Origin of the sequence: Corallococcus sp. Z5C101001, assembly GCF_007352635.1 — a bacterium.
Lineage (GTDB): Bacteria > Myxococcota > Myxococcia > Myxococcales > Myxococcaceae > Corallococcus > Corallococcus silvisoli.
In genome coordinates, this window is the sequence record NZ_VKLU01000004.1 from 223,492 (window position 1) to 247,440 (window position 23,949).

Here is a 23,949-nt window from a genome sequence, read left to right on the forward strand (position 1 = left end):
GCGCCTCGCGAGGCGCCCGGCCCTGCCCTACCGCGCCAGCCGCTCGCGGTAGCGCGCTTCCAGGGCGCTCAGCTCATCCACCCACGCACCGCTGGCGCCGCTCCGCCGCGCCTCCGCCAGCGCCTCCGCCAGCACGCGCGCGTCCTCTTCCTGCTGGTTGCGCAGCCGCTGGGTCATGTCGCGCGCGGCCTCGAAGACGTCCTGGAGCTCGTCGCCTTCGCGCAGGCCGTGCTGCGGCGGTCGCAGGCGGCCCTCCGCCACCTCCCGCACCATGCGCTTGATGCGGAACAGCGGCCCCGCCATCCGGTGCGTCACCACGATGGTCGACAGCGCCACCACCACGATGAACGTCAGCATGCACCCGCCGAGCACCCACCACGTCAGCTGCTGATGGCGCTCCAGCTCCGCGCGCTGCGCGACGATGGCCATGCGCTCTTCCTCGTAGCTGGCGTCAATCGCCTGCGCCTGCTCGCGGAACTGCTTCTCGAACGCCGGGTCGTTCATGTGGGCCATCAGCTCGTTGGAGAGCGTGGCTCCAGACAGCTCGCGGCTCACCTCCGCCGCGCGCGAGCGGGCATCCACCGCCGTCGCCGTCTCGTGCATCAGCGAGTTCGCCGCGCGCACCAGGAAGATGCCCAGCAGCGCCGCCAGCACCAGGGACACGCCGACGATGTACGAGGTGAGCTTGAGCTGGAAGGGCGCGTCGAGGAGGAAGTTGCGCCAGCGGCGCTTCGTCGGGGCCGGGGCCGTGGTCGTCGTCATGTCTCGCTCTTCCAGTCGAAGGTCGCGGCGGCTTCTTCAATGGCTCGGGGAATCAGGGCCTTCAACAGGTCCGCGGGCGGAGCCCCCGCGGCGTTCACTTCCACCTGCCCCATCAGGGACTGCTCCGGGTACGTCATGCACAGGATGGCCAGACGAAGTCCTCCGCTGTCCGTGGCCTGGATCTCCGCGGTGATGCGGTAGCCGTGCAGGCCCAGCTTCTTCAGCGCGCCCTTGGCCGCCGCCTTCGACTCCTTCTCCGGGGCCATCAACGCGCCCCAGCGCACCAGCTTCGAGCGCAGCCGCGCCTCTGTCACCTTCACCAGCTCCGGCGGCACATTGCCCGTCTTGTCCTTCAACGCGTCCAGCGCCAGGTAGAAGCGCGGCCGGCGGGACTGGTACGCCTTGATGGCCTTGATGGACTCCGCCACCGCCGCCTGCACCGTGGCGTCCGTCTCCCCCTGGAACGCCTGGAGGCAGTCCAGTCCGCTCGGCTCCAGGAGCGCGCCCAGGCCCTTGGCCACCGCGGCGCGCACCAGCTCGCTGGGGTCCTTGAGGCCGCCGCACAACGGCGTCACCGCTTCTGGATCCTCGGTGGCACCCAACACGAGCGCGGCTTGTGAGCGCGCACGCGGATCCCTTCCCTTCTCCAACTGACGGCCCAGGAAGGTGATGCGCGTGTCCCCCTGCGCCAGCGCAGCGCACGGCAGCAGGAGGAGGGGGAGCAGGAGTGCTGTCAGCAGCCGCATGGGATGGGCAAAGAAGTGCCACCACTGTAGCCGCGTTTTACCTGTCCACGACAGTTGCCTCGCAGGGCAATCGCACCCACCTTGGCAGCACACAAGGGGCGACGCCCCAGCGGAGAACCGCTGGGGTGCCGCGGACCCGAGGCGGGTCAGCGCGGGCTGGGGGAGCCATGAAGCGCGGATACATCCTGACGGGGATGCTTCTGCTGACCGGCGGGATGGGCGGTTGCCGGGACACGGACCGCCTGACGTCGGTCGGCGAGGCCCGGCCTCCGGGCCCCACTCCCGTGGCCACCTCCCCCACCCTTCCCGACGCCGAGAACTCGCGGCCACCGCCGCCGCTGCCCGAGGGAGTGGACCCGCCGCCGGACCCGGAGGAGGAGGTGCTGGACCCCACGCCCATCCCGACCACGGACGGCGTCCCCGGGCCCCTGCCGGGCGTCTACACCGACAAGGGCGAGGCCCCGGAGACGGACCTCCTCCGAGGACTGGTGTCCTTCCCCATCCGCGACGAGGCCGCGCTCGAGCAGCGCATCGCGGACATCTACAAGCCGGGCGGATCCCACTTCCGCCAGTACATGACGGCCCAGGAGTGGATGGCGAGGCACGCACCGCTCGAGAAGGACGTCGCCGTCGTCACCGACTGGCTGAAGTCCGAAGGCCTCCAGGTGCCCTTCGTCGCCACCAACCGGCTGCTGGTGCAGTTCGTGGGGACGGTGGGGCAGTTCAATCACGCGTTCGGCGTGAAGCTGCGCGTCCTGGAGCGCAAGTCGCCGCAGGGTGGCAATGATCCGCACGACGTCTATGGCCTCACCGAGAGCCTCAAGGCGCCCACGTTCGTGCAGCAGCGGGTGCACGCCATCGTCGCGCTGGACCTGCCGGCGGAGACAGGGAGGCTGCCCGGCGAGTTCGGCCAGCCCTCCACGGAGAAGCCCCACCCCATCGACCGGGGCCTCACGCCACGGCAGATCGCCAGCGCGTATGGCGTGGACTCGCTCTACGCCCAGGGACACCTGGGCCAGGGCACGAAGCTGGGCGTGGTGATTGGCGCCAGCTTCCGGTGGAAGGACGTGCGCGCGTTCTGGAAGATGTTCGACATCGAGCGCGAGGACCCCCGGGTCATCCAGACGATGGAGCCGCCCGTCACGCGCTACCGCGAGGGCACGCTCGACGTGGAGTGGGCCGCGGCGATGGCGCCGAAGGCGGAGGTGGTCGTCTACATGGGCCCGGACGCGCGCAACACGTCCATGCTCTACACCTTCAACGAGGCCATTGGCCGGGGCGAGGTGTCCGTCATCACCACGTCCTTCGCCCACCGCGAGGACTCCGAGCCGCGCGCGGTGCATGAGCAGTACAGCGCCTCCGGGATGATGGCCGCCGCGCTGGGCATCACCGTCACCGCGGCGAGCGGCGACTCCGCGGGCGTGGACACGCCGGGCTCCAGTCCCTACGTCACGGCCGTGGGCGGCACGCGGCTGAAGATGAACGGCCTGGCGGTGACAGGCGAGACCGCCTGGTACTACTCCGGCTCCGGCATCAGCCGCTCCTTCACCACGCCAGAGTGGCAGAAGGGCATCGTCCCGCTGCCCGCGAAGCGCGCGGTGGTGGACGTCGCGCTCAACGCGGACACCGGCTACTGGTACACGTGGCTGGGCGTCACCTCGCCCAACACCGGCACCTCGTTCGCGTCGCCCGTCTTCGCGGGCCTCATCGCCGTGGTGAACGGGGCGCGTTCGGAAGGGGCGAAGCCGCCGGTGGGCTGGCTCAACTCGCAGCTGTACACGCTGCCTCACGTGCAGGGCTCCTTCCGCGACATCACCGTGGGCATCACCGACCGTCAGCACGAAGCGGGACCGGGCTGGGACATCCCCACCGGCTGGGGTGCGCCCAACGCACAGGGGCTGCTCCAGACGCTGCCCTGAGAGCGGTTGTGCCGAGGGCGTGCGGACATGCGGGCGCCTGATGGGCTGACATCCCGGATTGACGAAGGGCGAATGCGTGCACAGGGCGTGCTGTTCGGGAGTGGGTCATGTCCCTGCCCCCTCTGCGCGCAGCCCTTCCCTGCCTCCTGCTCCTCGCAGTCGCTTGCGGCAATGTCGTCGGCGCCCCCAACGGCGCCCTGGCGGAGTCTCCCACCTCCGCTTCCCCCGGGAGCGCCGCCGATTCGCCGACAGCCCCCTCCCAAGAGGTGAGCCCGTCGCCCGGCGACCCGGTGGAGGCGCCAGCCACCGAGACACCAGTCGTCACCTCGCCCGCCCCCTCCACGAGCGTGTGCACGCCGCTCGGCACGCTGGCCAGCCTGCGGGGCAACCTGGCCACGTGGCTTTTGACGACGCCCATCGCGACGGCGCTGAGCGGCGGATTCAAGGAGCCGGGCGGCACGGAGCTGACCGCGTTCGAGGGCACCTTCCGCGCGCTGCTCACCGAAGGCCCCACGCCGCAGGTGGTGCGGGACCTGGAGGGGCTGGGCTATGGCGTGTCCACGTTCCACGGCGACAACGGAGGCGCGTGGCTGGTGGTGCGGGAGCAGGGGCTGTCGCCTCGAGGCGGTGGCACCTTCATCGTCAACCTGTTCCCCGCTCGCGACCTCTGGCTGGAGGCGCCGCACGCGGACTCCGACGAGGGCACGCTGCGCCAGACGGCCACGCAGTTGGTGACGTTGGGCGCGCGCGCGTTGCTGATCACCGGCAGCAACCGGTGCGCCGTCACCACCCCCAGCCCATGCAGCGGCACCACCCGCGTGTGCGGCACGAAGGGCCTGCGGCTCTCCGATGCCGCGCACTACGGCAACACCTTCTTCACCGCCGCCCACCGCGCGCTACGTGACACCTACCTAGACGCGGTCGCGGTCAGCCTCCATGGCATGGACTCCGGGGATGGTCCCGAGGCGGCCGTGGTGAGCGACGGCACCGGCGTGGAGCGCGCGGGCGCCCTCTCCAACCGCCTGCGCGACGCGCTCAACACCCACCTGACGGGGACGAAGAAGGCCTTCTCCTGCAACGCGGCGGAGGACGCGGGCAAGCACCGGCCCCTGTGTGGCACCGGCAACGTGCAGGGCCGTATCGACAACGGCGCCGCCGATGCATGCTTCACCGAGGCCACCGCCGCCACGGACCGCTTCCTCCATCTGGAGCAGTCCTCCACGCTGCGTGGCACTGGCGCGTCATCGAAGGCGGTGCTCCAGGCGCTCGCGGACACCGTGCCGTGCTCGCTCACCGGCTCCGGACTGGGGTGCCAGGCCGTGGCCGCGCAGGACTGCCCGTAGCCAGTCGCCCACTCCACCTCGCACCTCGCGGGAGAAACCCGCTCCCCGAGTGTGAAGCGCGCGGACAGACCTCCGTGGAACCTGTCACCCGGTCCCACCCCAGTGTCAGGGCGTGGGCATTCCTCGGCACTGGAGGCGCGGATCATCGGTTGGACAGCGGACGCTTCCCCTCCGCTGGGAGGGGTAACCCTGGTCGGAGGGATGAGCCTCCCTAGATTCGAGCGCTGCCACCATGGCGCTCCTTTCGACCCTGACACTCTTCCCGGCCTACTCCCTGGACACCTCCATCCTGGTGGCGGTGCTCGTGGGGGTGCTCATCCTGGCGTTCCTGACGGAGACCCTGGGATGGGTCTTCGTGGGCCTGGTCGTCCCCGGCTATCTGGCGTCGGTGTTCGTCATCCACCCGGAGGCTGGGTGCACGGTGGTGGCCGAATCCCTGCTCACGTACGGGGTCGCGCTGGCGTTCTCCAGTGGCCTCTCCCGCACGGGGGCGTGGAGCGAGTTCTTCGGACGCGACCGGTTCTTCGCCGTCGTGCTCGCGAGCGTGCTCGTTCGCGCGGTGAGCGAAACGTGGCTGCTGCCTGTGTTCGGGCGGTGGATGGACGACCGGTGGGGCACGTCCTTCATCGTGGATCGTGGCCTGCACAGCATCGGCCTGGTGCTGGTACCGCTCACCGCGAACGCCCTCTGGAAGCTGAAGTTGCGCCGGGGGCTCTGGCAGGTGGGCGTGCCCGTGGCGCTCACGTACGTGCTGCTGCGCTTCGTGCTGCTGCCCGCCACCAACCTGTCCTTCTCCAGCCTGGAGCTGATGTACGAGGACGTGGCGCAGGACTTCCTGTCCAGCCCCAAGGCCTACATCATCCTGCTGACGACGGCGTTCCTCGCCGCGCGCTTCAACCTCAAGTACGGCTGGGACTTCAACGGCATCCTCGTGCCCGCGCTGCTGGCGCTCACGTGGCTGGAGCCGCTGAAGCTCGTGGCCACGCTGGCGGAGGTGCTGCTGCTGGTGGTGGCCGCGAAGGCGGTGCTGTCGCTGCCGGGGCTGCGCACGCTCAACCTGGAGGGGCCTCGCAAGACGGTGCTCGTCTTCTGCCTGGGATTCCTCGTGAAGTGGTGCGTCGGCTGGGCGATGGGCGGCCGCATTCCGGGCCTGAAGGTCACGGACCTGTTCGGCTTCGGATACCTGGTGCCCACGCTGCTGGCGGTGAAGATGCTCCAGAAGCAGGTGGTGGCGCGCGTGCTGCTGCCCACGCTGCACACGTCGCTCGCGGGCTTCCTCATCGGCAGCCTCGCGGGCTTCGGGCTGTCGCTCGTCGAGCCGCGGCCGGCCATCGCGCTCACCGCGGAGGCACCGCGCGACCACGTGCCCGGGCTGGGCCTGGACCAGACGCCGCTGGGCCTGATGGTGCTGGGCCGCGCCACCGCGCGCGAGAGTGACGCGGGCGGAGTGTCGCTGCGGCTGAAGCACGGCGACCTGCGCGCGTACACCGGGCTGTGGAACGGCTTGGACTCGTGGCTGGAGTCTGGGCGCGCGGAGCGCCTGCCCGCGCTGCGCACACAGGCGGTGGCGCTGGGACTGGAGCTGAGGGAGCTGCCGACACGGGATGGCTCACCCGCGCGCTTCGCGCTGGTGGAGCGTGTGGAGGGCGATGGCAAGGCAGGCTGGGACACCTCGCTGCTCGTGCCCGGCGCGCGGGGGCCCGTGCTGGAGGTGCCGCGTCCGCTGACGGAGGCTCCCAGCGCCGAGGCCGCCGCGGTCCTCTGCGAACGCGTGCACTGCCGCGCCATCATCGTGAGCGGCGTGGACTCGCGCCGCTCGGGGATGGTGCTGGGCGACGCGCTGGCGCAGTCGGAGACGCCGCTGCGTCAGGCGCACGACGCGCTGTCCTCGCGCGAGCGGGTGCAGGTGCGGGTGGACGTGTCCCTGAAGCCCGGGCAGGTGGTGCTGCACACGCAGGATGCGCGGGGGCTGGACGCGCTGTGGCCCGACGCGAAGGTGACGGCCGATGCACCGCCAGAGCCCGGTGAGAACTGGGGCGAGGCGCGGCTGAGCGTGCTGCGCGCCGGCCCGTCGGACCTCGCGGCGCTGGTGCTCGAGCAGGCCCAGGCGCTGGCGACGCCGATGACGGAGCGCGATGCGCTGGGCACGCTGATGGTGGCGCCAGAAGCGCCGCGCGTGCCGGCGGTGCGGCCGTCGGACGCGGAGCTGCTGGTGCTGGAGCAGCAGGTGGCCGCGCCGCTGCTGGGTGGTGGAATGGCGGACGTGCCCCCGGAGCTGCGCGCGCGCTGGGCCGGGGCCATGGCGTCGCTCCTGGGCCTGCGGGTGCACCCGGTGACGGACTGCGCTCGGGCGAAGGTGTGCTGGTGGGTGACGGACGCGGAGGCCACGCCGGGCCGGTTGGGCGCGGGGCTGCTGTTGCGTCCGGGCGGCTCGCCGCTCGCGCTGGAGGTGCCGTCACCGGCTCGCGAGGCGGGCACGCTGCCGGTGGCCGCGGAGCTGTGGCACGAAGCGGAGGCCACCGCGCTGGTGTTCGCCTCCGGCTCCGCCGACATGCCCCACCCGGCCACGTTCGGTGAGCTGCGCACCGCGTTCCAGGCGTTCCATCAGGCGGTGCACCGCGCGCTGCCGAAGGAGCAAGGTTGGGTGCTGCACCTGCGTGGCTTCTCCGGCCGCCCGTCGGTGGACGCGGACGTGCTGGTGGACGTGGGCAGTCCGGTCCTCACTCCGGCGCAGCGGCCCGCGGACCTGGAGCGGCTGTTGTCGCGGGAGGGACCGCTGGGCTGGCTGGGACCGCGCGTGCGCTACCACGACGGCGCTCCGGAGTTGACGGGGCTCGATGACGCGAGCCCGCAGCAGGTCTTCTCGCGCACCTTCGGCGGAGCGCGGCTGGCCACGCTGTGGCTGTCCGAGCCGCTGCGCGGCGCCTTCGTGGGCCCCCGGCTCGTGGCGGAGGAGCTGGCGCTCACGGGCCTGCTGCCCGAGGAGTCTCGCGAGGCGCCCGAGCGCGCGCTCCTGGCGGACCGGCTGGTGGCGCCCTCGCACCCGGTGTCCCCCGCGCTGAAGGAGCAGTTCGCGGAGCTGACCGCCCGCGCGGAGCGCTACCTGGCACAGCAGAACGTGCACGACCTGCGCGCGCTGTCGCAGGCGAAGCGCGTGGGCACCGTGACGCCGCAGGTGAAGTGCGGGTTCAGCGCCGAGCACGGCCTGCTCTTCCTCCTGGTGGAGGCGCGACAGGGCCCGCAGGTGCTGCGCGCCGTCTATTTCCTTCAGCAGCACCCGTCGCCCCTGAAGCGCGTGGAGCTGACCGCGGGGGACGCGCGGCTCGCGAGCGCGGTGGACCTGGCGCTGCGGCACCGCCAGCCGGTGGTGTTGACCGGGGAAGTCCCCCGTGAAGAGGCCCGTCGATGAAGACCCGCGGCCGCGCACTCCTGGCGCTCCTGGGCCTGATGGTGGGGCTGGCGCTCGTCTGGGGCGCGAGCCTCGCCGTGCTGGACAACACCGACACGCCCACCGCGAGGCGCGACGCGAAGTTCGTCAACGCCGAGCGCCTGCTCTTCTACCGCCTGGAGCCCGGCCGGGAGATGCGCGTCCGCGTCCCCGTGGACGCCGAAGAACTGCTCATCGTCACGCATGTGCTGCTCCCCGACGGAACGCCCTACGCGCCGGAGAAGCAATACCAATACGGCCTCCAGGCCATCCTGCGCACGCCGTCCGGGATCCTCCTGGAGCGCGCCATCTTCACGCGCACGCGCCAGAGCAAGGGCCAGCCGCAGGAGGATGGCACCTTCCTGGAGGAGAGCGCGTTCACGCCCCGCGCTGACCAGCAGGTGACGGACGAGCGCGAGTTCGTGCTGCGTCTGCCGGCGGAGCGGCCGGACTACTCCGTGCTGTACCTGCGGCCCGCGGACACGCACGGCACGCTGCTGGCGCGCGTGTACGTCCGGGCGCACCGCACCCTGCCGCTCCTCGCGTCTCAAAAGCTGGCGCAGGCCCGCGCCGAGCTGCGTGCCGGCCGCGCCACCTTCGAGCCTTTCGAGAAGCTGTCCGCCGGGACGCGCCGCTGGCTCGCCGAGGAGCACTGGGAGCGCCTCAACGCCGAGGGCGAGGCGGGCACCGACTACCAGATTGAGCCCGTCTACCGCACCGCCTTCCGGCTGCCCCTGGTGGAGGCCACCGAGTCCGTGCAGGAGCGGCTGGGTGCTGGCCGCGCCGTGGCCCTCAACGTCACCGGGCCCGCGACGCCGGTGCTGTGGCTGTGGAGCGACGCGGCGGACGCGAAGGCGCGGCCACACGGGCCCGTGACGGTACGCACCCTGTCGTCGGACGGCACTGCGCGCACGCTGGAGCTGCCGGGGCCTGTCGCGGGCTCGCCCATGTCGCATCCGCTGGAGTTGCCCGCGGGGGTGCACACCGTGACGGTGAGCAACGACGGCCAGCAGGACCTCCGCTACACGGTGGAGGGGGCGTTTGAGTCGTGGCTGCTGCCCACCGAGTCGAATCCCAAGCCCGGCGCCGCCGCGGAAGGTCGGGTGGCCTTCCTGCCGGACACGCGCCGTACGGAGGCATTCGCCACGGGTCCGGCGTGCCCGGTGCTGGAGCTGGACATCGACCCGCGCATGGACGCGGTGGGGCGGCTGGTGCGCATCGACGCGCGTTCGCTGGACCGCGCGCCCTCGCATGAGCCCCTGCACCTGAAGCTCACCGTGCTGGATGGCCAGGGACAGTCACTGGGGCAGGCCTCGCTGGACGCCACGCCAGAGCCCGCGCCTTTCGAGGGCGCGGACCTGGTGCCGCTGCCCGGTGGCGCGCTGCCGTGCATGCCCCAGGCGAAGGCGGAGCACGAGACGGACTCCGGGGGCACGGGGGAAGTGACGAAGCTGCCTGCCTGGGTGTCCGGCGTGGCGAGCGCGCGGGTGTTCCTGCCGATGGGCGCGCGCAAGCTGCGCGTGGAGGCGCCGCGCTCCACCATCGTGCAGCTCTACAGCTTCCTGGCTGGCACGCAGGCCCTCACGGCGATGGCGCCCTACGCGAACGACGCGCTCATCGGCGTGCGCTGGCGCAACGCGCCCGTGGATCAACGCGCGTGGCACCCGATGCGTCCCGCGAACCTGACCGAGCTGATGCAGGGCGGCGCGCGACTGGAGCTGCTCAGCCAGGTGCGACTGGAGCCCGTGGGCCCGGGGGAGGAGACGCCGCAGCCGTCGGGGGACCCGGTGGTGGTGCGCCCCTACGGGACGCCCATGGTGGTGGAGGTCCTGGAGCCGACCCAGGAGCACGACCGCGGGGACGGAGTGAAGGCGCTGTCCACCGTCCTGGAGCCGGGCCGCCCGGTGCGCGCGCGCTTCGATGCGCGCACGCCCACCCGTCCGGAGCTGCGCCTGTCGTTGAAGGACTCGGCGGCGCTGGGCAACGAGGTAGAGGTGTTGCTCGACGGAGAGCCGCTGCACCGCTTCACCGTGCGCGCCACGCGCTCACGGGAGCTGCTGCCTCCGCTTCCACCCGGAGAACATGAGGTGTTGCTGCGCTCGTCCGCGGCGGGGCTGACGGCGATGCTCAACCGGCCTCCCTCGGCGGGCAGCGGTCTGCGTTCGCGCACGGTGTATCCGGTGGGCAAGAGCGGCCTGCGCGTGCCGGTTCGGAAGAAGGGCCTGGGCTCCGTCACCCTCAACGTCGTCGTCTACACACCCGTGGCGGAGGGCGCCACTCAACCCCAGCTGTCCGTCACCGTGGATGGCGGCAATCCCGCGCGCCGCGCCAGCGTGCTGGTGCCGCACGTCACCCGCGCCGAGCGCACCGTGGTGCTGCCCGCCTCCGAGCGCGACCCGGCCATGCCCGTCGGCCGTCCAGGCGTGAAGTGGTACGCGCGCACCGTGCCGGTGACGCTGGGCGAGGACATCGCGCCGGGACTGCACACCGTGCGCATCCAAGCCCTGGGCCCCCAGGCGCTGTGGGCGCGCTTCTTCGTCTTCGGACAGGCGGTGGAGGACACCGCGCCGCGCACGTGGAACCGGGGCGGCTGGCAGCCCGGCGAGGACCTGTTGTGACGCCTCGCCGGTGGACCGGGTCGTGGCGCCCGCTGGTGGCCGTGGCGGGGGTGTCGCTGCTGGGCGTCGCGATGAGCGCCCGGGCGCAGACGGTGCCGTTGAAGGGCTCGAAGGTGGAGGCAGCCCGCTCCGGTGCTCGCGCGAAGGCCGCGCCGCTGGAGCGCATCCCTCAGGAGGATCCATCCGTGAACGTGCCCGGGCAGACAGGGTGCCACGTGGACGCGCGCTTCTCCGGGCTGTGGCCCCGCGCGGACGCCGTGACGTTCCACCCCACGACGCTGGAGGAGAAGGCGACGTTCGCGAAGCTCGTCCCCGCGCTGCTGGCGGCGGCGCCGAAGCAGAAGGACGTGCCTCCAGAGCTGACGAACGTGGCCGCGTCCGTGGGCTTCTTCCTGGAGACGTGGACGACGCCGCGCGACACCTTCTGGGTGCTGCGTGAGCGGCCGGACGGCTACCACGGAGCGGGCGCGTACGTGATTCGCACGGGTGAGGCCACCAGCGACGTGGTGCAGGTGCCTCACCCCTACTTCGACATCGGCACGGAGGACATCGGCGCGGGCCTGTTCGCGTGTCCGCCCCAGGGTCGGGCGCCGCGCCTGTTCATGACCGCCACCGCGCACCGCTACAAAGGCACACCCGGGGAGACGCCCGAGGATCCAGAGCACCCGGCGGACGTCGCGCACAACCCGGACCACCTGTTCCAGACCGTGACGGACCTGGCCGCGCGCCACCTGCCCGCGCCGCGCGTGGTGCAGCTGCACGGCTTCGGCGAGTCCAAGGTCCAGAAGGGCCGGACGGAGACGCTGACGGCGGTGGTGAGCGACGGGACGCGCAAGCCCGGCGCATGGGCAAGGCGGGTGGCCGCGCCGATGGAGGACGCACTGGGAGGCGGCGTGAAGCTGTACCCGGAGGGGGTTCAGGTGCTGGGCGGGACGCAGAACGCGCAGGCCCGGCTGCTCCAGGCCTATCCACAAGCCCGCTTCCTCCACCTGGAACTGTCATCCCGTACGCGCAAAGCGCTGATGAACCCGGCGCGTCTGGACCGGCTGGCCCAGATTCTGTTCGCACCCTTGGAGGACTGAGCGCCGATGTCTCCTGTTCGACGCCGCGCCCGTTTCACCCTGCTCGTGGGAGCGCTCGCGGCGCTGCCCGTCATCGCGCAGCCGGCGACGCCCTCGCCGTCCGTCTCCGCCCGCAGCGAAGAGGGGATGACCTGGCAGCCGCGCGCCGTCCGGGGTCCGGTGGCCCTTGAAGACCTCCGGGGCCGCGCGCCCTACGTCCCCGGCGGCGTGCCCCAGGTCACGGGCACCCTGGAGGTGACGCCGCGGAAGGGCGCGGCCGTGTGGCTGGGGCCGCTGGACGTGGTGCGCGTCTCCGGTCCCGCGGGCGCGCTGCGCTTCACCCGCGTGCCGCTGGCGGAAGGAGAAGAGGCTCCCGAGCTGCGCGTGGAGGAAGCAGGCGTGCCGGAGCGCCCTGGCCGCTGGTACCTGGCGGAGCCCATGGGCGCCGGCAGCATCTGGTGGGTCACGGCGACGAAGAAGGCGCGCGTCGTGGTGGAGCGGCCCACGCACACCTCCTCGACGAGGACCGAGGAGCGGATGCGCGACGCGCTCCTCAAGTGGGTGGACGGACAGGGACCCCGCCCGGCGCTGGCGTTCGACGCGGCCACGCGCGCGAGGCTGGACGTCGATGCCGAGCTGGAAGCGGAGCTCGTGCGGGATGAGCCGGACACGTCCCCCTTCCGCGACGCGGTGCATGCGTGGCGCAAGGCCGCGGCGCTGAGGGAGTGGTCGCTGGTGTCGCCCCTGTGGGGCCAGGCGGTGCGCGTGGAGCGCCCGCGCCCCGCCGGCAAGGAGGAGCTGCTGGAGGGCATGGAGGCCCCTTGGTACCGCCCCCAGGAGAAGGGCTCGGTCTGGGCGCTGGAGCTGGAGGGGCCGGGCGTGCTGTCGCTGGAGGCGCGCTCGGTGTTGGGGGACGGTGCTCCCTCCGAGGCGCCGACGGTGGAGGTCTACGGCGTGGGCGGAGTGCTCGCGCAGGCGCGGCTCACGCAGCAGCCCGCGTGGTCGGAAGCCCCCGAGGGCGCGGCGCTGCCAGATGCTCGAACGGCGCGCGTGCTCGCGTCGGGCGAGCACGTGGGCGTCGCGGAGGAGATGCGCGTCTCGCTGCCGCTGGGCAAGCACAACTACCGCGTGAGCTGGAAGGGTCCGCCGCCGCTCCTGCGTGCACGCGTCGCCACGCGCAGGCCCACGCTCTCCGAGGCGCTGAGGCACCAGACGCACTGGACCGAGCTGGCGGAGGGCGCGTGGGAGGTGGTGAAGAAGGACACCGCGCCCCGCCCGTCGCTGTTGCGCCAGCAGTTGGTGGCGCTGATGCCGGACCTCGCACGCGGTACGTACGGGAAGCTCAAGACCGAGACCCTGTCGCCGCTGTTGCGCGCGCTGGCCGCCGTGGGGGAGCGCGACACGGACGCGGCGGTGGAGGCCCTGAAGGGCGCGGATTCCTCGCCGCTCGCGTGGCACCTGCGGATCCTCACCGCGACGCAGCTCCTGGACTCGGGCAAGGCGGACGCCGCGCACGCGCTCCTGGGCACCGCGCCCGCGATGCCGGATGCGGGCTTCCTGACCGCCGAGGCGTCAGCGCTCGTGGCCCGGCTGCCGCTGGGGGATCCGCTGCGCAGCCGCGAGCTGGCCGCGCTGGAGCTGGCGTGGCGCGCGGAGCCGCTGTCGGAAGACATTCGCCGGAGCTACCGCACCGCGTGGTGGCGAGCGAGCCGCTGGTCGCAGGTGACGCCCGCCCCCCGGGGCGACGGAGCCGAGGTGAAGCCGTCGCAGTGGTTGGATCTCCAGGGCATGGACGCCGACGCATCGGTGGCGGGCAGCGCGCTGTGGCCGCTGGCCGTGGGAGGCACCACGCAGGTGAAGGCCACGGGCCTCGCCGAGGTCCCCACGCTGCTGCGCGCCTACGTGATGACGCCGCCGGGTGCGAAGACCAACCCGATCCTGCGCGTGGGGAGCCACGCCTTCCCGCTGCTGCCCCTGTCAGCGGTGGAGCCGGTGGAGATCGCGCTGCCTCCGGGAGAGCACGCGCTGAAGCTGGAGGGCAGTGGAGGAACGCGCGCGTTCCTGTCGCTCGCGCCCTCACAGGTGCAGGGCACACCGGGGGAAGTGGGCTACGTGCGCACGCAGTGGCCTGCGACGGTCGGCAAGCAGGCGGTGCGCTTCCGGGTGCCAGACTCACAGCTGCCCTCGCCCGTGCGCGTGCAGCTGCGTCCCATGAATGCGCCCACGAACAAGCCGCTCGTGGTGCGCATGAACACCGACGTAGGGCAGCCGCGCCGGCTGGTACTGCTGCCCTCGGTGGCGAGCGGGCGCCACGTCGCGCTGGAAGGTGCCAAGGGGACGTCCTCCGCGCCCGTGTCCGCGGTGGTGACGCTGCCGCCGCAGGCGCGTGAGGTCTGGTTCGAGCCCGAGGACGCCAAGGTGACGCTCGCCGTCTCGCTGGCGGTGCGTCGCGCGGAGGTGGCCGCGCCCACGGAGTCCCCTGCCCCGAGGCAGCCGCAGGCCGGCACGGCCTATGAAACGCTCCAGGCCCTCTCCCGCGCGCTGCGCACCGAGCCCGGCGACGCGGAGCCGCGCCTTGCTCGCGCTGAATTGCTCGCGTCGTTGCAGGAGGAGGGGTTCGCCCGCGCGGACGTGGGGCGGCTGTTGGATGCGCAGGCGAAGCTCACGCCGGAACAGCAGCGGCGCCTGCTCGCGCTGATGGACCAGTTGTCACAGGTCTCTCCGCGCGCGGTGCGCTTCACGCAGCCCATCACGCGGCCCACGCTGGTGTCGCCAGCCTTCCCGGCGCTCCAGGACCTGGGCGGCACGAGGTCCGGGGACAAGCCTGCCGAGGAAGCGCGAGCCTCGGTGGATCTCCCTGACGGCGAGGAGCCCGAGGACCCTGGCGCGAAAGGGCGGCGGAGCACGAGGGCGATGATGTCGGGCAGCGCGATGCTCGCGGACCTCGGGGCCCGGGTGCGCGACGGACAGGTGGACGCGGCGCTCGCCGCGGTGTCGGTCGACAAGAGCATCGCGGGCCGCTACCTCCGGGCACGGCTGTTGTCCGCCTCGGGAGAGGATGCGGCGGGCGCGCTGACGATGGCGGCGCTGTATCGGGAGACGGGCTTGCCTCAGGTGGGCCTGGAGGCGCTCGGGATGCTGGAGCGACTTCAGGACTCACCCCAGGCGTGGAAGGACGGCGGTGCTCCGCTGGGCGCGGCGCTGGCGGGCCAGCTCCAGAGCTGGGCGGACCACCCGGACGTGCGCCGCATGCGCTTCATCGCGGGCCGCTGGACGCGTTGGGAAGGGCTGCGCGACGCGGAAGAAGCCGCGGGCTCGCTGCTGGCCACGTCGGAGGCCGGGATGGACGACGAGGACGCCGCCATGTCGGTGCGCAAGGCGCTGCTCGCGCCCCCGTGGAATCTGTCCGAGGCGAAGCTGCTGCCCGCGGGCGCCTCGCGCGTGATGAGCCTGATGGTGAAGCGGCCCCGGCCCCTGGGCGCGGAAGTCCTCTGTGGCACCACCCCACGCCCGGGCGTGGACTCCGCCGGCACCTGCTCGTTCGCGCTCCGCGTGGACGGCCGCGTCGTGCGCGAGCTGAAGGTCGCGGAGGGCGAGACGGCCGTGCTGGGGACCCGCCTGGACATTCCCGGCCGCCATCAGGTGGAGGTGGTGCTGGCGCGGGCCGACACGCAGCAGACCGGTCTCGTGCGCTTCGTTGCGTCCGAGGAGGGCGCGGCCCATGCCCGCGTCATGGCGGCCCCGCAGCCCCTGTCGCTGCTGCGCAGTCGTCCCGGAGCACCGGTGGTGATGACGGTGCTGGGCCCCACCGCGCTGCGCGTGCGCGCCTCCGCCCTGGCGCCCACGGCGGGCCGCGAGCTGCTTCTGCGCAGCATGCCCCTGCCCGCTGGCGATGGCGCGGGCGGCTCCAGCGCGGAGGAGGGCCCGCTCATGCGCCTGGGCCTTCCCGAGGACACGGACCCAGGCCTCCAGGGCGCGTCCCAGCCGCTGGGCCGCATGGGGGAGACGTGGCTGCTCCTGCCCTCGCGCGGGCCGCACCGCGTGACCCTGGAGTCGCCCATGGGGGAGACGCTGGTGCAGGTGCAATTGGGTGTCGCCACGGATCCGAGCGCGCTCGCGCCCTCGTCGTGGGCCCAGGGCACCACCGGCCTGGAGCCCCTGCCCTGGCCCGCGCTGCCGCCCAGCCTGTCGCTGCTGCCGGAGGGCATGCCCCCCGAAGCGCGCACGGACGGACTGGGCATGCTGTCCGCGGAGGTGGGCTACCGCAGCGAGGACGTGGAGGAAGGCGAACTCCTCGACCGCCCGCTCCAGACGGGACTGGAGGTCCGCATGTCGCTGCGCCGCGAGCTGTCCCCGGACCGCGCGTGGCTGCGCTTCACGCCCGAGGCGCGCTATCCGCTGGGGCGGAGCGCCGTGCTGGGCGGCACCGTGGCGGCGTACGTGAACCAGCTCCCAGGAGACCTGCGCCTGTCCCTGCAGGGCGCCGTGTTCTCGCAGACCGTCGGCGGCGCGATGCGCTGGAGCGCGAAAGGCCGCGTGTCGGCGGACCGCTACCTGCGCCTGTCACCGGACGCGGGCGTCATCCCCGGGCTCGGCCTGACGGTGGAGTCCTTCCAGGGCGGCAGCGCGGTGGAGGCGTCGCGCTATGACCAGAGCGTCTACTGGCGCTATGGCAAGGACCACCCGCAGCGGCTGTCGCCACGGCTGTCCCTGCGCTGGCAGCCGCTCCAGGACCACGTGGCCACGGTGGGCGTGTTGGCCGTGAGCAACGGCAACCTCTACACGGTGGACAACGCGGGCGGTTACGCGAGCTGGGCGGCGTTGCTGGGCGGCAGGCTCCGGGGCACCCGCGTGGAGCTGGGCTACGGCGCGTCACAGCGCTTCGCGGACGACCACCGCGCCACGGCCTATCTGCGCCACCGCGTGTCGGGGCGGATGGACTGGAACGTGTGGATGGGCAAGGCCGGCAACCGGCTGATGCTCTTCGCGGAGGACCGGGCGTTCCTCGCCGGCCCGTACGGCACGCAGAACGTCTTCTCACTCGGAGCGCGGTGGGATTGGACCGGTGGACGTGGGTTGCAGGACGTCACCCCCACCGAGGAGGAGTTCGAAGAGCTGCTGGATGAGCGACGTTTCCAGCCCTGAGCTGTCCTGATCCGAACGGGGACCCTGGCGGATCGGGCAGGTTTCTCAAGCAGTGAATAGGTCTGGTCGCGCATGCATCTGGCGACTGACGCACTCGAAACCCTGCTCCTGGAAGCCCTGCCCCCACTGCACCGTCGGGTGCGGCGGGCCTCCGCGGAAGGCCTGGCCCGGCGGCTGGTGGAGACGTGCCCACGCCCCGCGGGCCTGGAGGGCCTGGCCCCGTGGCTGGGCGTGGCGCTGGAGGCACTGGAGACAGAGCTGGCCTCGGTCCACACGGAACTCGTCCATTTCACCCGCCAGTACAACGAAGCAGTGGATGACGCCGCGCGCCGCCAGGTGTTGGTGGATCACCTCAAGGCCACGGTGAAGGACCGCAAGGACCGCAGGGAGGACCTGCGCGCCCTGGACCGCTGGATGGGCTTCGATGCGCTGCGTGAGCGACAGGAGAAGCGCCGCCACAAGCTGTTGATTGAAGAGGAGACGGCGCTGCGGGCGCTGACGGGAGTGCTCACCCGTGCCACCGCGCGGGAGCTCCAATCAGCCGCCGTGCCACTGGCGAGGCAGCTGCTGGACCGCGCCGTGGACGCGCCCCGCGAGCAGAACCGCTTCGCCGCGCTGGAAGCCTTCCGGCAACTCACCCAGACGGTGCCGGGCGTCGCGGCGTCGCTGCCCGAGGTCGGCCTCACGCTGACGAGCCTCGCGGGCCAGGAGGATGCGAGCCCCTTCTTCCAGGCCGAAGCCCTGCGCGCGCTGCTCACCGTGGACGTGCTGACGGGCATGCCGCTCTTGCGCCAGCGGCTGCGCGCGAAGGCGCCCTCGGAGAAGGACTTCCTCTTCCGCCGGCAGGTGCTGGAGCAGTGCGCGCCGCTGATTCCAGAGGAACACCGCCTGCCACTGCTCACCGAGGTCGCGCACCACGACCCGAGCGAATACGTCCGCATGGGCTTGTGCGCCCTCCTCGCGCTGCGCCCCGACGGACAGCTCCTCCTGCGGCGATTGGCGGGTCTGGAGACGGTGGCCACGGCGCATGCGTCGTCGGAGCCCAGCCCGCGCGTGCGCACCGCCGCCGTGCTGGCCGCCGTGGAAGCGGCGCTCGCGGTCCCGAAGGTGAAGAGCGCGGCGCTCCAGGTGTTGGTGGAGGTGCTGGGCCGGGACACCGCGCCGCTCGTGCTGCGGGTGTCATGCGAGCGCGCCGCCGCATTGGCGGAAGCGCTGGGAGCCGCGGGCCTGGGTCCCGCGCACGCGGCGCTGCTGGACGCGGTGGAGTCGTTGGCGACGCAGCAGGACGCCACCGGTCCGGTGGTGGAGGCCGCGTCGGCGGCTGCGCAGGTGCTGCGCCGGGTGAAGGATCCGGTGCGTCAGGCATGGACAGCCTTCCTCGCGGGCCGCGTGTCCGGACTCCGGCCCGGAAGCCGCACGCGCATCCCGCTCCAGCCGCCGCCAGAGAACCTGCCGCCCATGCCGGAGGGGCATGCGTGGCTGGGCGCCATCCTTGCGGACCTGTCGCAGGACGGGCACGGGCTGTACGCGGAGCGGACGGAGCGGACGCTGACGCTGTGGCACGGCGACCGGCAGCAGCGGCGGCTGTGGCGCATGTGGCACGAGCTCGGCCGGCCCGCGCCGAACAAGCGACAGGCGTTCCTGCACACCTCCGGCCGAAGGATGCCGGGCACGCTGCGCGCGCACCCGGGCCACCTGGACGAAATCACGGAGACGCGAGTCCCCGGCGAGCGCGTCCACGTGGCGAGCCAGGGCAGCTGGGGCCGGCACCTGCCCACGGTGGACGACCTGTTGGACATGCCGCTGTCGAAGGACGGCAAGGTGCACCTGTTCAGCAGTCACGGCGAGACGGTGCTGGTGCCGCCCGCGTCGCGACTGCGCCGGCTGGTGAACCGCTTCCGGGTGACGAAGGACTACCACCGGCTCGCGACGACGCGGCTCGACTCGCTGGGCGGAGAGGAGCCGCGCGAGCGTCGTCGCTTCGTGGAGCAGGTGGAGCGGGAGCTGGGCGTCCAGGTGCGCTTCACGCCGTATGGACAGGGCAGACAGGCCCCCGCGCCACTGGCGACGCTCTTCCGAGAGCCGCCGGAGTCCTCGGCCCGGCTGCACACGCCCGCGCTGCTGGGTTTGCAGAGCGGCTTCCTGGCGCTCCTCACCGAGCGCATCATGGAGAACGAGGGCTACTTCCTGGGGATGGGCGGCAACGGCATCGCGGCGTTGGGCCTCTTCACCGCGGCGCTCTTCTCCGTCTTCCTGGGCGACACGTACGTGAAGCGCCAGAACGTGCGCGAAGCGCGCGCGAGGATTCCGCTGTGCATTGGAGGCTGGGGCACCCGCGGCAAGTCGGGCACGGAGCGCCTGAAGGCGGCGCTCTTCTCCGGTCTGGGCTTCGAGGTGTTCGCGAAGACAACGGGTTCGGAGGCGATGTTCGTGCACAGCGCTCCGGGCGCCGGGCCCTCCGAGTTCTTCATCTTCCGCCCCTACGACAAGGCCACCATCTGGGAGCAGAAGGACATGGTGGAGCTGGGCGCGCGCCTGGGCACGGAGGTGTTCCTCTGGGAGTGCATGGCGTTGCAGCCCAACTTCGTCGAACTGCTCCAGAACGACTGGATGCAGGACGACTTCGCCACGCTCACCAACGCCTATCCGGACCATGAAGACATCCAGGGGCCCGCGGGCATGGACGTGGCGTCGGTCATCACCCACTTCATGCCCAAGGGTGGCCGGGTGGTGACGACGGAGGACCACTTCCTGCCGCTGTTCAAGCAGGTGGCGAAGGAGAAGGACACGACGCTCCTGCACAGCGCGTGGTGGGAGGCGGAGCTCATCCCGGAGGAGCTTCTCGCGCTGTTCCCCTACCGCGAGCACCCGCGCAACATGGCGCTGGTGGCGACCCTGGCCGAGCAACTGGGCGTGTCCCGGCCGTACGCGCTGGCGCTGATGGCGGAGCACGTGCAACCGGAGATTGGAGTGCTGAAGGTCTTCCCACCGGCGAAGGTGCGCGGGCGGCAGCTGACCTTCATCAACGGGCACTCGGCGAACGAGCGCACGGGCTTCATGAACAACTGGACGCGCACGGGCCTGGGCGACGTGGATCCAGATGCGAACCCGGACCGAGCGGTCATCACGGTCATCAACAACCGCTGGGACCGGGTGTCACGCTCGGAGGTATTCGCGCGCATCCTGGTGGAGGACGCGCCCGCGGACAGGCACGTGCTCATCGGCACGAACCTGGAGGGCTTGCGAAAATACGTGCGCGACGCGCTGGACCGGCACCTGCTGGGCACGGAGATCGTGGCGGCCGAGGAGCTGTCCAGCCAGGAAGGCGCGGCGCGGGCGGAAGCGCGGCTCGCGAAGGAGCTGGCGAGGCTGAAGGTGCCGCGTCCCACGACGGCCACGTTCATGGATCGGTTCATGCGGTACGCAGCCGGCGCGGACCTGCGGGCTATCCCCACGGTGGCGTTGACGGCGGCGGTCGAGAAGGCACTGGAGGGCGCCGACGATGAAGTGGGCGTGGAGAAGGTGCGCCGCGCGCTGGAGCGCGAGGTGGGGCCACTCCTCGATGCAGCGCTGGAGCCGGTGTCGCGCGCACAGACGAAAACCCTGCCGGAGGTGCTGACGCCCGCGACGAAGGACGAGGTGCGCGAGCACGCGCTGTACCTGCTGGCGCGCATGGTGGTGCACGCACGATTGATGCAGGCGCTGCCACGAGGGGACGGCGACGCGGAGGGACGCGTGAAGGCGTTCCACGCGAAGTTCCGTGAGGCCTACCGGGCTCTGATGCTGGAGCAGTTGGTGCCGGTGGCCGACTCACAGGCGACGGGCGATCAGGTGGTGGATGCATGTGCCCGCGCGGTGGCGCCCGGGACGCACGTGAGCATCATGGGCGCGCAGAACATCAAGGGCACGGGCCTGGACTGGGTGTACCGCTGGATGGCGCTGGACCGGGTGACGGCGGCGCTGAAGGCGCTGGAAGGCACTTCGGTGGAGGCACGGCGGCGGGCGCTGGAGTCGCTGGAGACGTTCGACGACTCGGGCTTCGTGGACGCGGGTCTGGCGCACACGGTGTTGCCGGGATTGGTGGACAGGGCCGCGTCGCCGGATGAAGCGGACCGGCTGCGCAAGCTGGCGGAGCGTGCGCGGGCGAAGCACGAAGCGAAGGTGGCGGCGCTGACGCACACGTCGGCGGGCGGTGCGACCCAGGTGGTGGTGCGCAGGCTGGAGAAGGTGTTCGACTACCTGGACAGCGTGACGCGGCGGCGGCTGAGCGAGATGTTGCTGGACGACCTGGAGCAGGGCCGTGTGTCGCACGCACGGGCAGCGGTGGAGACGCGCAAGCTGTACGAGCGCCAGAAGGGCGGCTGGCTCTTCCGGGGTCTCCAGAAGCAGCCGAAGCGGCTGGCGGCGATGCCAACGGTGCGGGTGCCCGCGCCAGTCGTGGAGGAGACGCCGATCCCCACGTCGGCCGCGCAGGGGGTGTTCACGGAGACGGTGGAGCTGTCCGGCCTGAAGGTCCCGGTGCGCCCTGCCTCCTCGGACACCAACGCGCTGACGAAGGGTGAGGCAGCGGCTCAAAGGCGCGACGAATCACTCCCGAGGAAGGGACCGGGCGTCGTGGGGCCCGATGCGGCAGCAGACGACGCAGGCGAACCGCTGTCCTGAGTCTCCGAGCACGAGACCCGAGGAGACACATTCATGGAGGAGAGTCCCATCCCGGACGCGGTGCTCGGGGAGCGCGTCCCCTCGCTCTCCCGCGAACATGTCGCGGAGGAGGAGCCCGCGTGGAAGCCGGTGCCGCGCGGAGCCCGAGGGCGAACGGAGCCCTTGCGGGTAGCGGAGGTGCGGGACCTGGAGGGCTTCGACGCGCTGGCGGCGGAGTGGAACGCGCTGGTGATGCGCGCGGATGATCAAGTCTTCTACCGACACGAATTCGTGCGCTGCTGGCTCCAGAGCTTCGCCCCTGAAGCCTCGCTGCGGATCCTCACGGCGAGGAGCGGCGAGGGAAGACTGGTGGCGGTGCTGGGACTCCAGGAGGAACAGGGCCACCAGTACGGGGTCCCCGTGAGGCAGCTGACGTCACTGACGAACAAGCACTCCTGCCGCTTCGACCTGGTGGCGGAGGAGCCGAAGCGAGCCGCGGTGGCCTTCCTCTCGCATTTGATGGGCGACCCCAGTTGGGAAGTGCTTCGGCTGTCGGACGTGCCGGAGGGGGGCGCGGCGTGGGCGCTGGTGAACGCGGCGAGAGGCGCCGGAATGCCTTGGGGCGCGTGGCCGAGCGCGCGTTCACCGTACCTGGCGCTACCGCCGACGGCGGAGGTCTGGACGAAGGGCCGGAGCAACGCGAAGCCGCTGCGCCGGAGGAGGAGGCGCCTGGAGGAGAGGGGCCGCGTGGAGGTGGAGCGCGTGTCCGGGCGAGAGGGTTTGGAGGCGAAGCTGGAAGAGGCCTTCGCGCTGGAGCAGAGCGGTTGGAAGGCCCAGGTGGGAACAGCGATTGGGCAGGCGGAAGCCCGGCGAGGCTTCTACACGGCGCTGGCGCGGACGGCGGCCGAACGAGGCTGGCTGGGGTTGTATTTCCTGCGTTTGGGCGCGAGACCCATCGCCTTCCAGTACGGGCTGGCGTACGGAAGTCGATATCTGGCGATGAAACCTGGATACGACGAAACGTTGGGTGAGGTCAGTCCGGGGCATCTTTTGACCGAGAGCCTGGTCCGCGATTGCATCGCGAGAGGACTGAGCGAGCTGGATTTATTGGGGGATGACGCCCCCTACAAACGCGAGTGGGCACACGAGGTACGGCAGCACCACTGGTTGTTCATCTACCGGGACACGTGGGTAGGACAGACGCTTCAGCGGTCGAAGTTCCACTGGGCACCAGCAGCGAAAAGGATGGTGGGCAGATGGGTCCGACGGCGCTGACCTTCTACCGGGCCGCGAAGCGGCTCCAGGCGCTCCAGGCGCCAAGGCTCGCGAACGTGGTGGCGGCGGTGGGAGACCGTTTCCATCACAGCCACGTGGACACACAGGCCGCGCTGCACCCCAGCGTGGTGCTGGGCTACGGAGGCATCGGCGTCATCATCGCGCCGGGGGTGGAGATTGGAGAGAACAGCTTCATCTCCCAGAACGTGAGCCTGGAGTCACTGCCCGGAGTCGATGGAGTGCCCCGCGTGGGCAGCAACGTCTACATCGGAGTCGGAGCGCAGGTGCTGGGCCCGGTGACGATTGGAGACGGAGCGACGGTCGGAGCCAACGCCCTCGTGCTGGAGGACGTGGCTCCGGGAACCACCGTGGCCGGAATTCCAGCCCGCGAGCTGAGGAAGCGCGCGCCACCGACGGGGACTTGATCTTTGTCGTCAGAAGAAACTCGGAACAGCTCAAGAACATTGACACACGACCTGAACCTCCTCCGAGAGCCGCATCCGCTCTCCGCACGCGATTCTGTATCTTCCGTCAAAAAGTCCATAACCATTCCCCAGAAAGACTTTTCCAGAACCCACATACCCAGCACAACCTTCCGCCGAGTCCGAACCCACCGACATCACCTTCTCTTCACGATACAATCCATAACCAGCCATCCGACCCAAAATCACTCCAAGCAAGACGGCCATACCCCATCCCAACAGACGCGGCCCGACTCTTCGCATCCAGTCTCCATAGTTCATATCCAGCCCCAATGGCACGCCCCCTGAATAGCATCATCCGCGCTCCACAATTACTCAAGATCCCCAAACGCGACATCCGTCCCAGTCAGCCAAATAAAAACCATTGACGACGCCAGCGAACTCCTCCATCGCACGCACATCGCCACTCAACTGCTGCGCCCAGGACGCAAGACCAGGCGATCAACAGCGCGCTACGCACAATGCCCTCTCTGACAAGATGATCGAACTGCAGCACGCGCTGCGCTTGGGACTCGGCCACTACAGTGCCC

General features: G+C 71.3%; 11 protein-coding genes. 9 read left to right on the forward strand and 2 right to left on the reverse strand.

The window, feature by feature from the left end; all coding sequences use genetic code 11:
* Nucleotides 1-27 precede the first annotated feature (27 nt).
* Complete coding sequence (locus FOF48_RS09545) at nt 28-762, reverse strand: HAMP domain-containing protein (RefSeq protein WP_143900148.1); 735 nt, start codon at nt 760-762, stop codon at nt 28-30.
* Nucleotides 759-1,508 carry a HEAT repeat domain-containing protein gene (locus FOF48_RS09550; RefSeq protein ID WP_143900150.1) on the reverse strand — a complete coding sequence of 250 codons (750 nt, stop codon included), beginning with the start codon at nt 1,506-1,508 and terminating at the stop codon, nt 759-761. The genes FOF48_RS09545 and FOF48_RS09550 overlap by 4 nt, the downstream gene beginning before the upstream one ends.
* Before the next feature lie 167 nt (nt 1,509-1,675).
* On the opposite strand from FOF48_RS09550, the gene FOF48_RS09555 reads away from it, so the two are divergent.
* The 9 genes from FOF48_RS09555 to FOF48_RS09595 all read left to right on the forward strand — a co-directional run bounded on the left by FOF48_RS09555 (nt 1,676) and on the right by FOF48_RS09595 (nt 23,362).
* Entirely contained in the window at nt 1,676-3,427 is a 1,752-nt protein-coding gene (locus FOF48_RS09555; protein WP_143900152.1) for a S53 family serine peptidase, read from the forward strand.
* Nucleotides 3,428-3,534: 107 nt separating this feature from the next.
* On the forward strand, nt 3,535-4,770 hold the full coding sequence (locus tag FOF48_RS09560; RefSeq protein ID WP_143900153.1) for a hypothetical protein: 1,236 nt from the start codon (nt 3,535-3,537) through the stop codon (nt 4,768-4,770).
* A gap of 232 nt (nt 4,771-5,002) precedes the next feature.
* A complete protein-coding gene (locus tag FOF48_RS09565) occupies nt 5,003-8,179 on the forward strand; it encodes a poly-gamma-glutamate biosynthesis protein PgsC/CapC (protein ID WP_143900155.1) in 3,177 nt (1,058 codons plus the stop codon).
* The gene (locus FOF48_RS09570) at nt 8,176-10,815 is read left to right on the forward strand and encodes a hypothetical protein (RefSeq protein ID WP_143900157.1); all 2,640 of its coding nucleotides are present in this window, start codon (nt 8,176-8,178) and stop codon (nt 10,813-10,815) included. Before FOF48_RS09565 ends, FOF48_RS09570 begins: the two co-directional genes overlap by 4 nt.
* A complete protein-coding gene (locus FOF48_RS09575) occupies nt 10,812-11,897 on the forward strand; it encodes a hypothetical protein (protein ID WP_143900159.1) in 1,086 nt (361 codons plus the stop codon). Before FOF48_RS09570 ends, FOF48_RS09575 begins: the two co-directional genes overlap by 4 nt.
* Nucleotides 11,898-11,903: 6 nt before the next feature.
* Entirely contained in the window at nt 11,904-17,021 is a 5,118-nt protein-coding gene (locus FOF48_RS09580; RefSeq protein WP_143900161.1) for a hypothetical protein, read from the forward strand.
* 72 nt (nt 17,022-17,093) lie between these two features.
* A complete protein-coding gene (locus FOF48_RS09585) occupies nt 17,094-21,683 on the forward strand; it encodes a hypothetical protein (RefSeq protein ID WP_143900163.1) in 4,590 nt (1,529 codons plus the stop codon).
* Nucleotides 21,684-21,716: 33 nt separating this feature from the next.
* Nucleotides 21,717-22,937 carry a GNAT family N-acetyltransferase gene (locus FOF48_RS09590; protein WP_143900165.1) on the forward strand — a complete coding sequence of 407 codons (1,221 nt, stop codon included), beginning with the start codon at nt 21,717-21,719 and terminating at the stop codon, nt 22,935-22,937.
* Complete coding sequence (locus FOF48_RS09595) at nt 22,919-23,362, forward strand: serine O-acetyltransferase (protein ID WP_143900167.1); 444 nt, start codon at nt 22,919-22,921, stop codon at nt 23,360-23,362. The genes FOF48_RS09590 and FOF48_RS09595 overlap by 19 nt, the downstream gene beginning before the upstream one ends.
* The last annotated feature ends 587 nt before the right edge of the window (nt 23,363-23,949 follow it).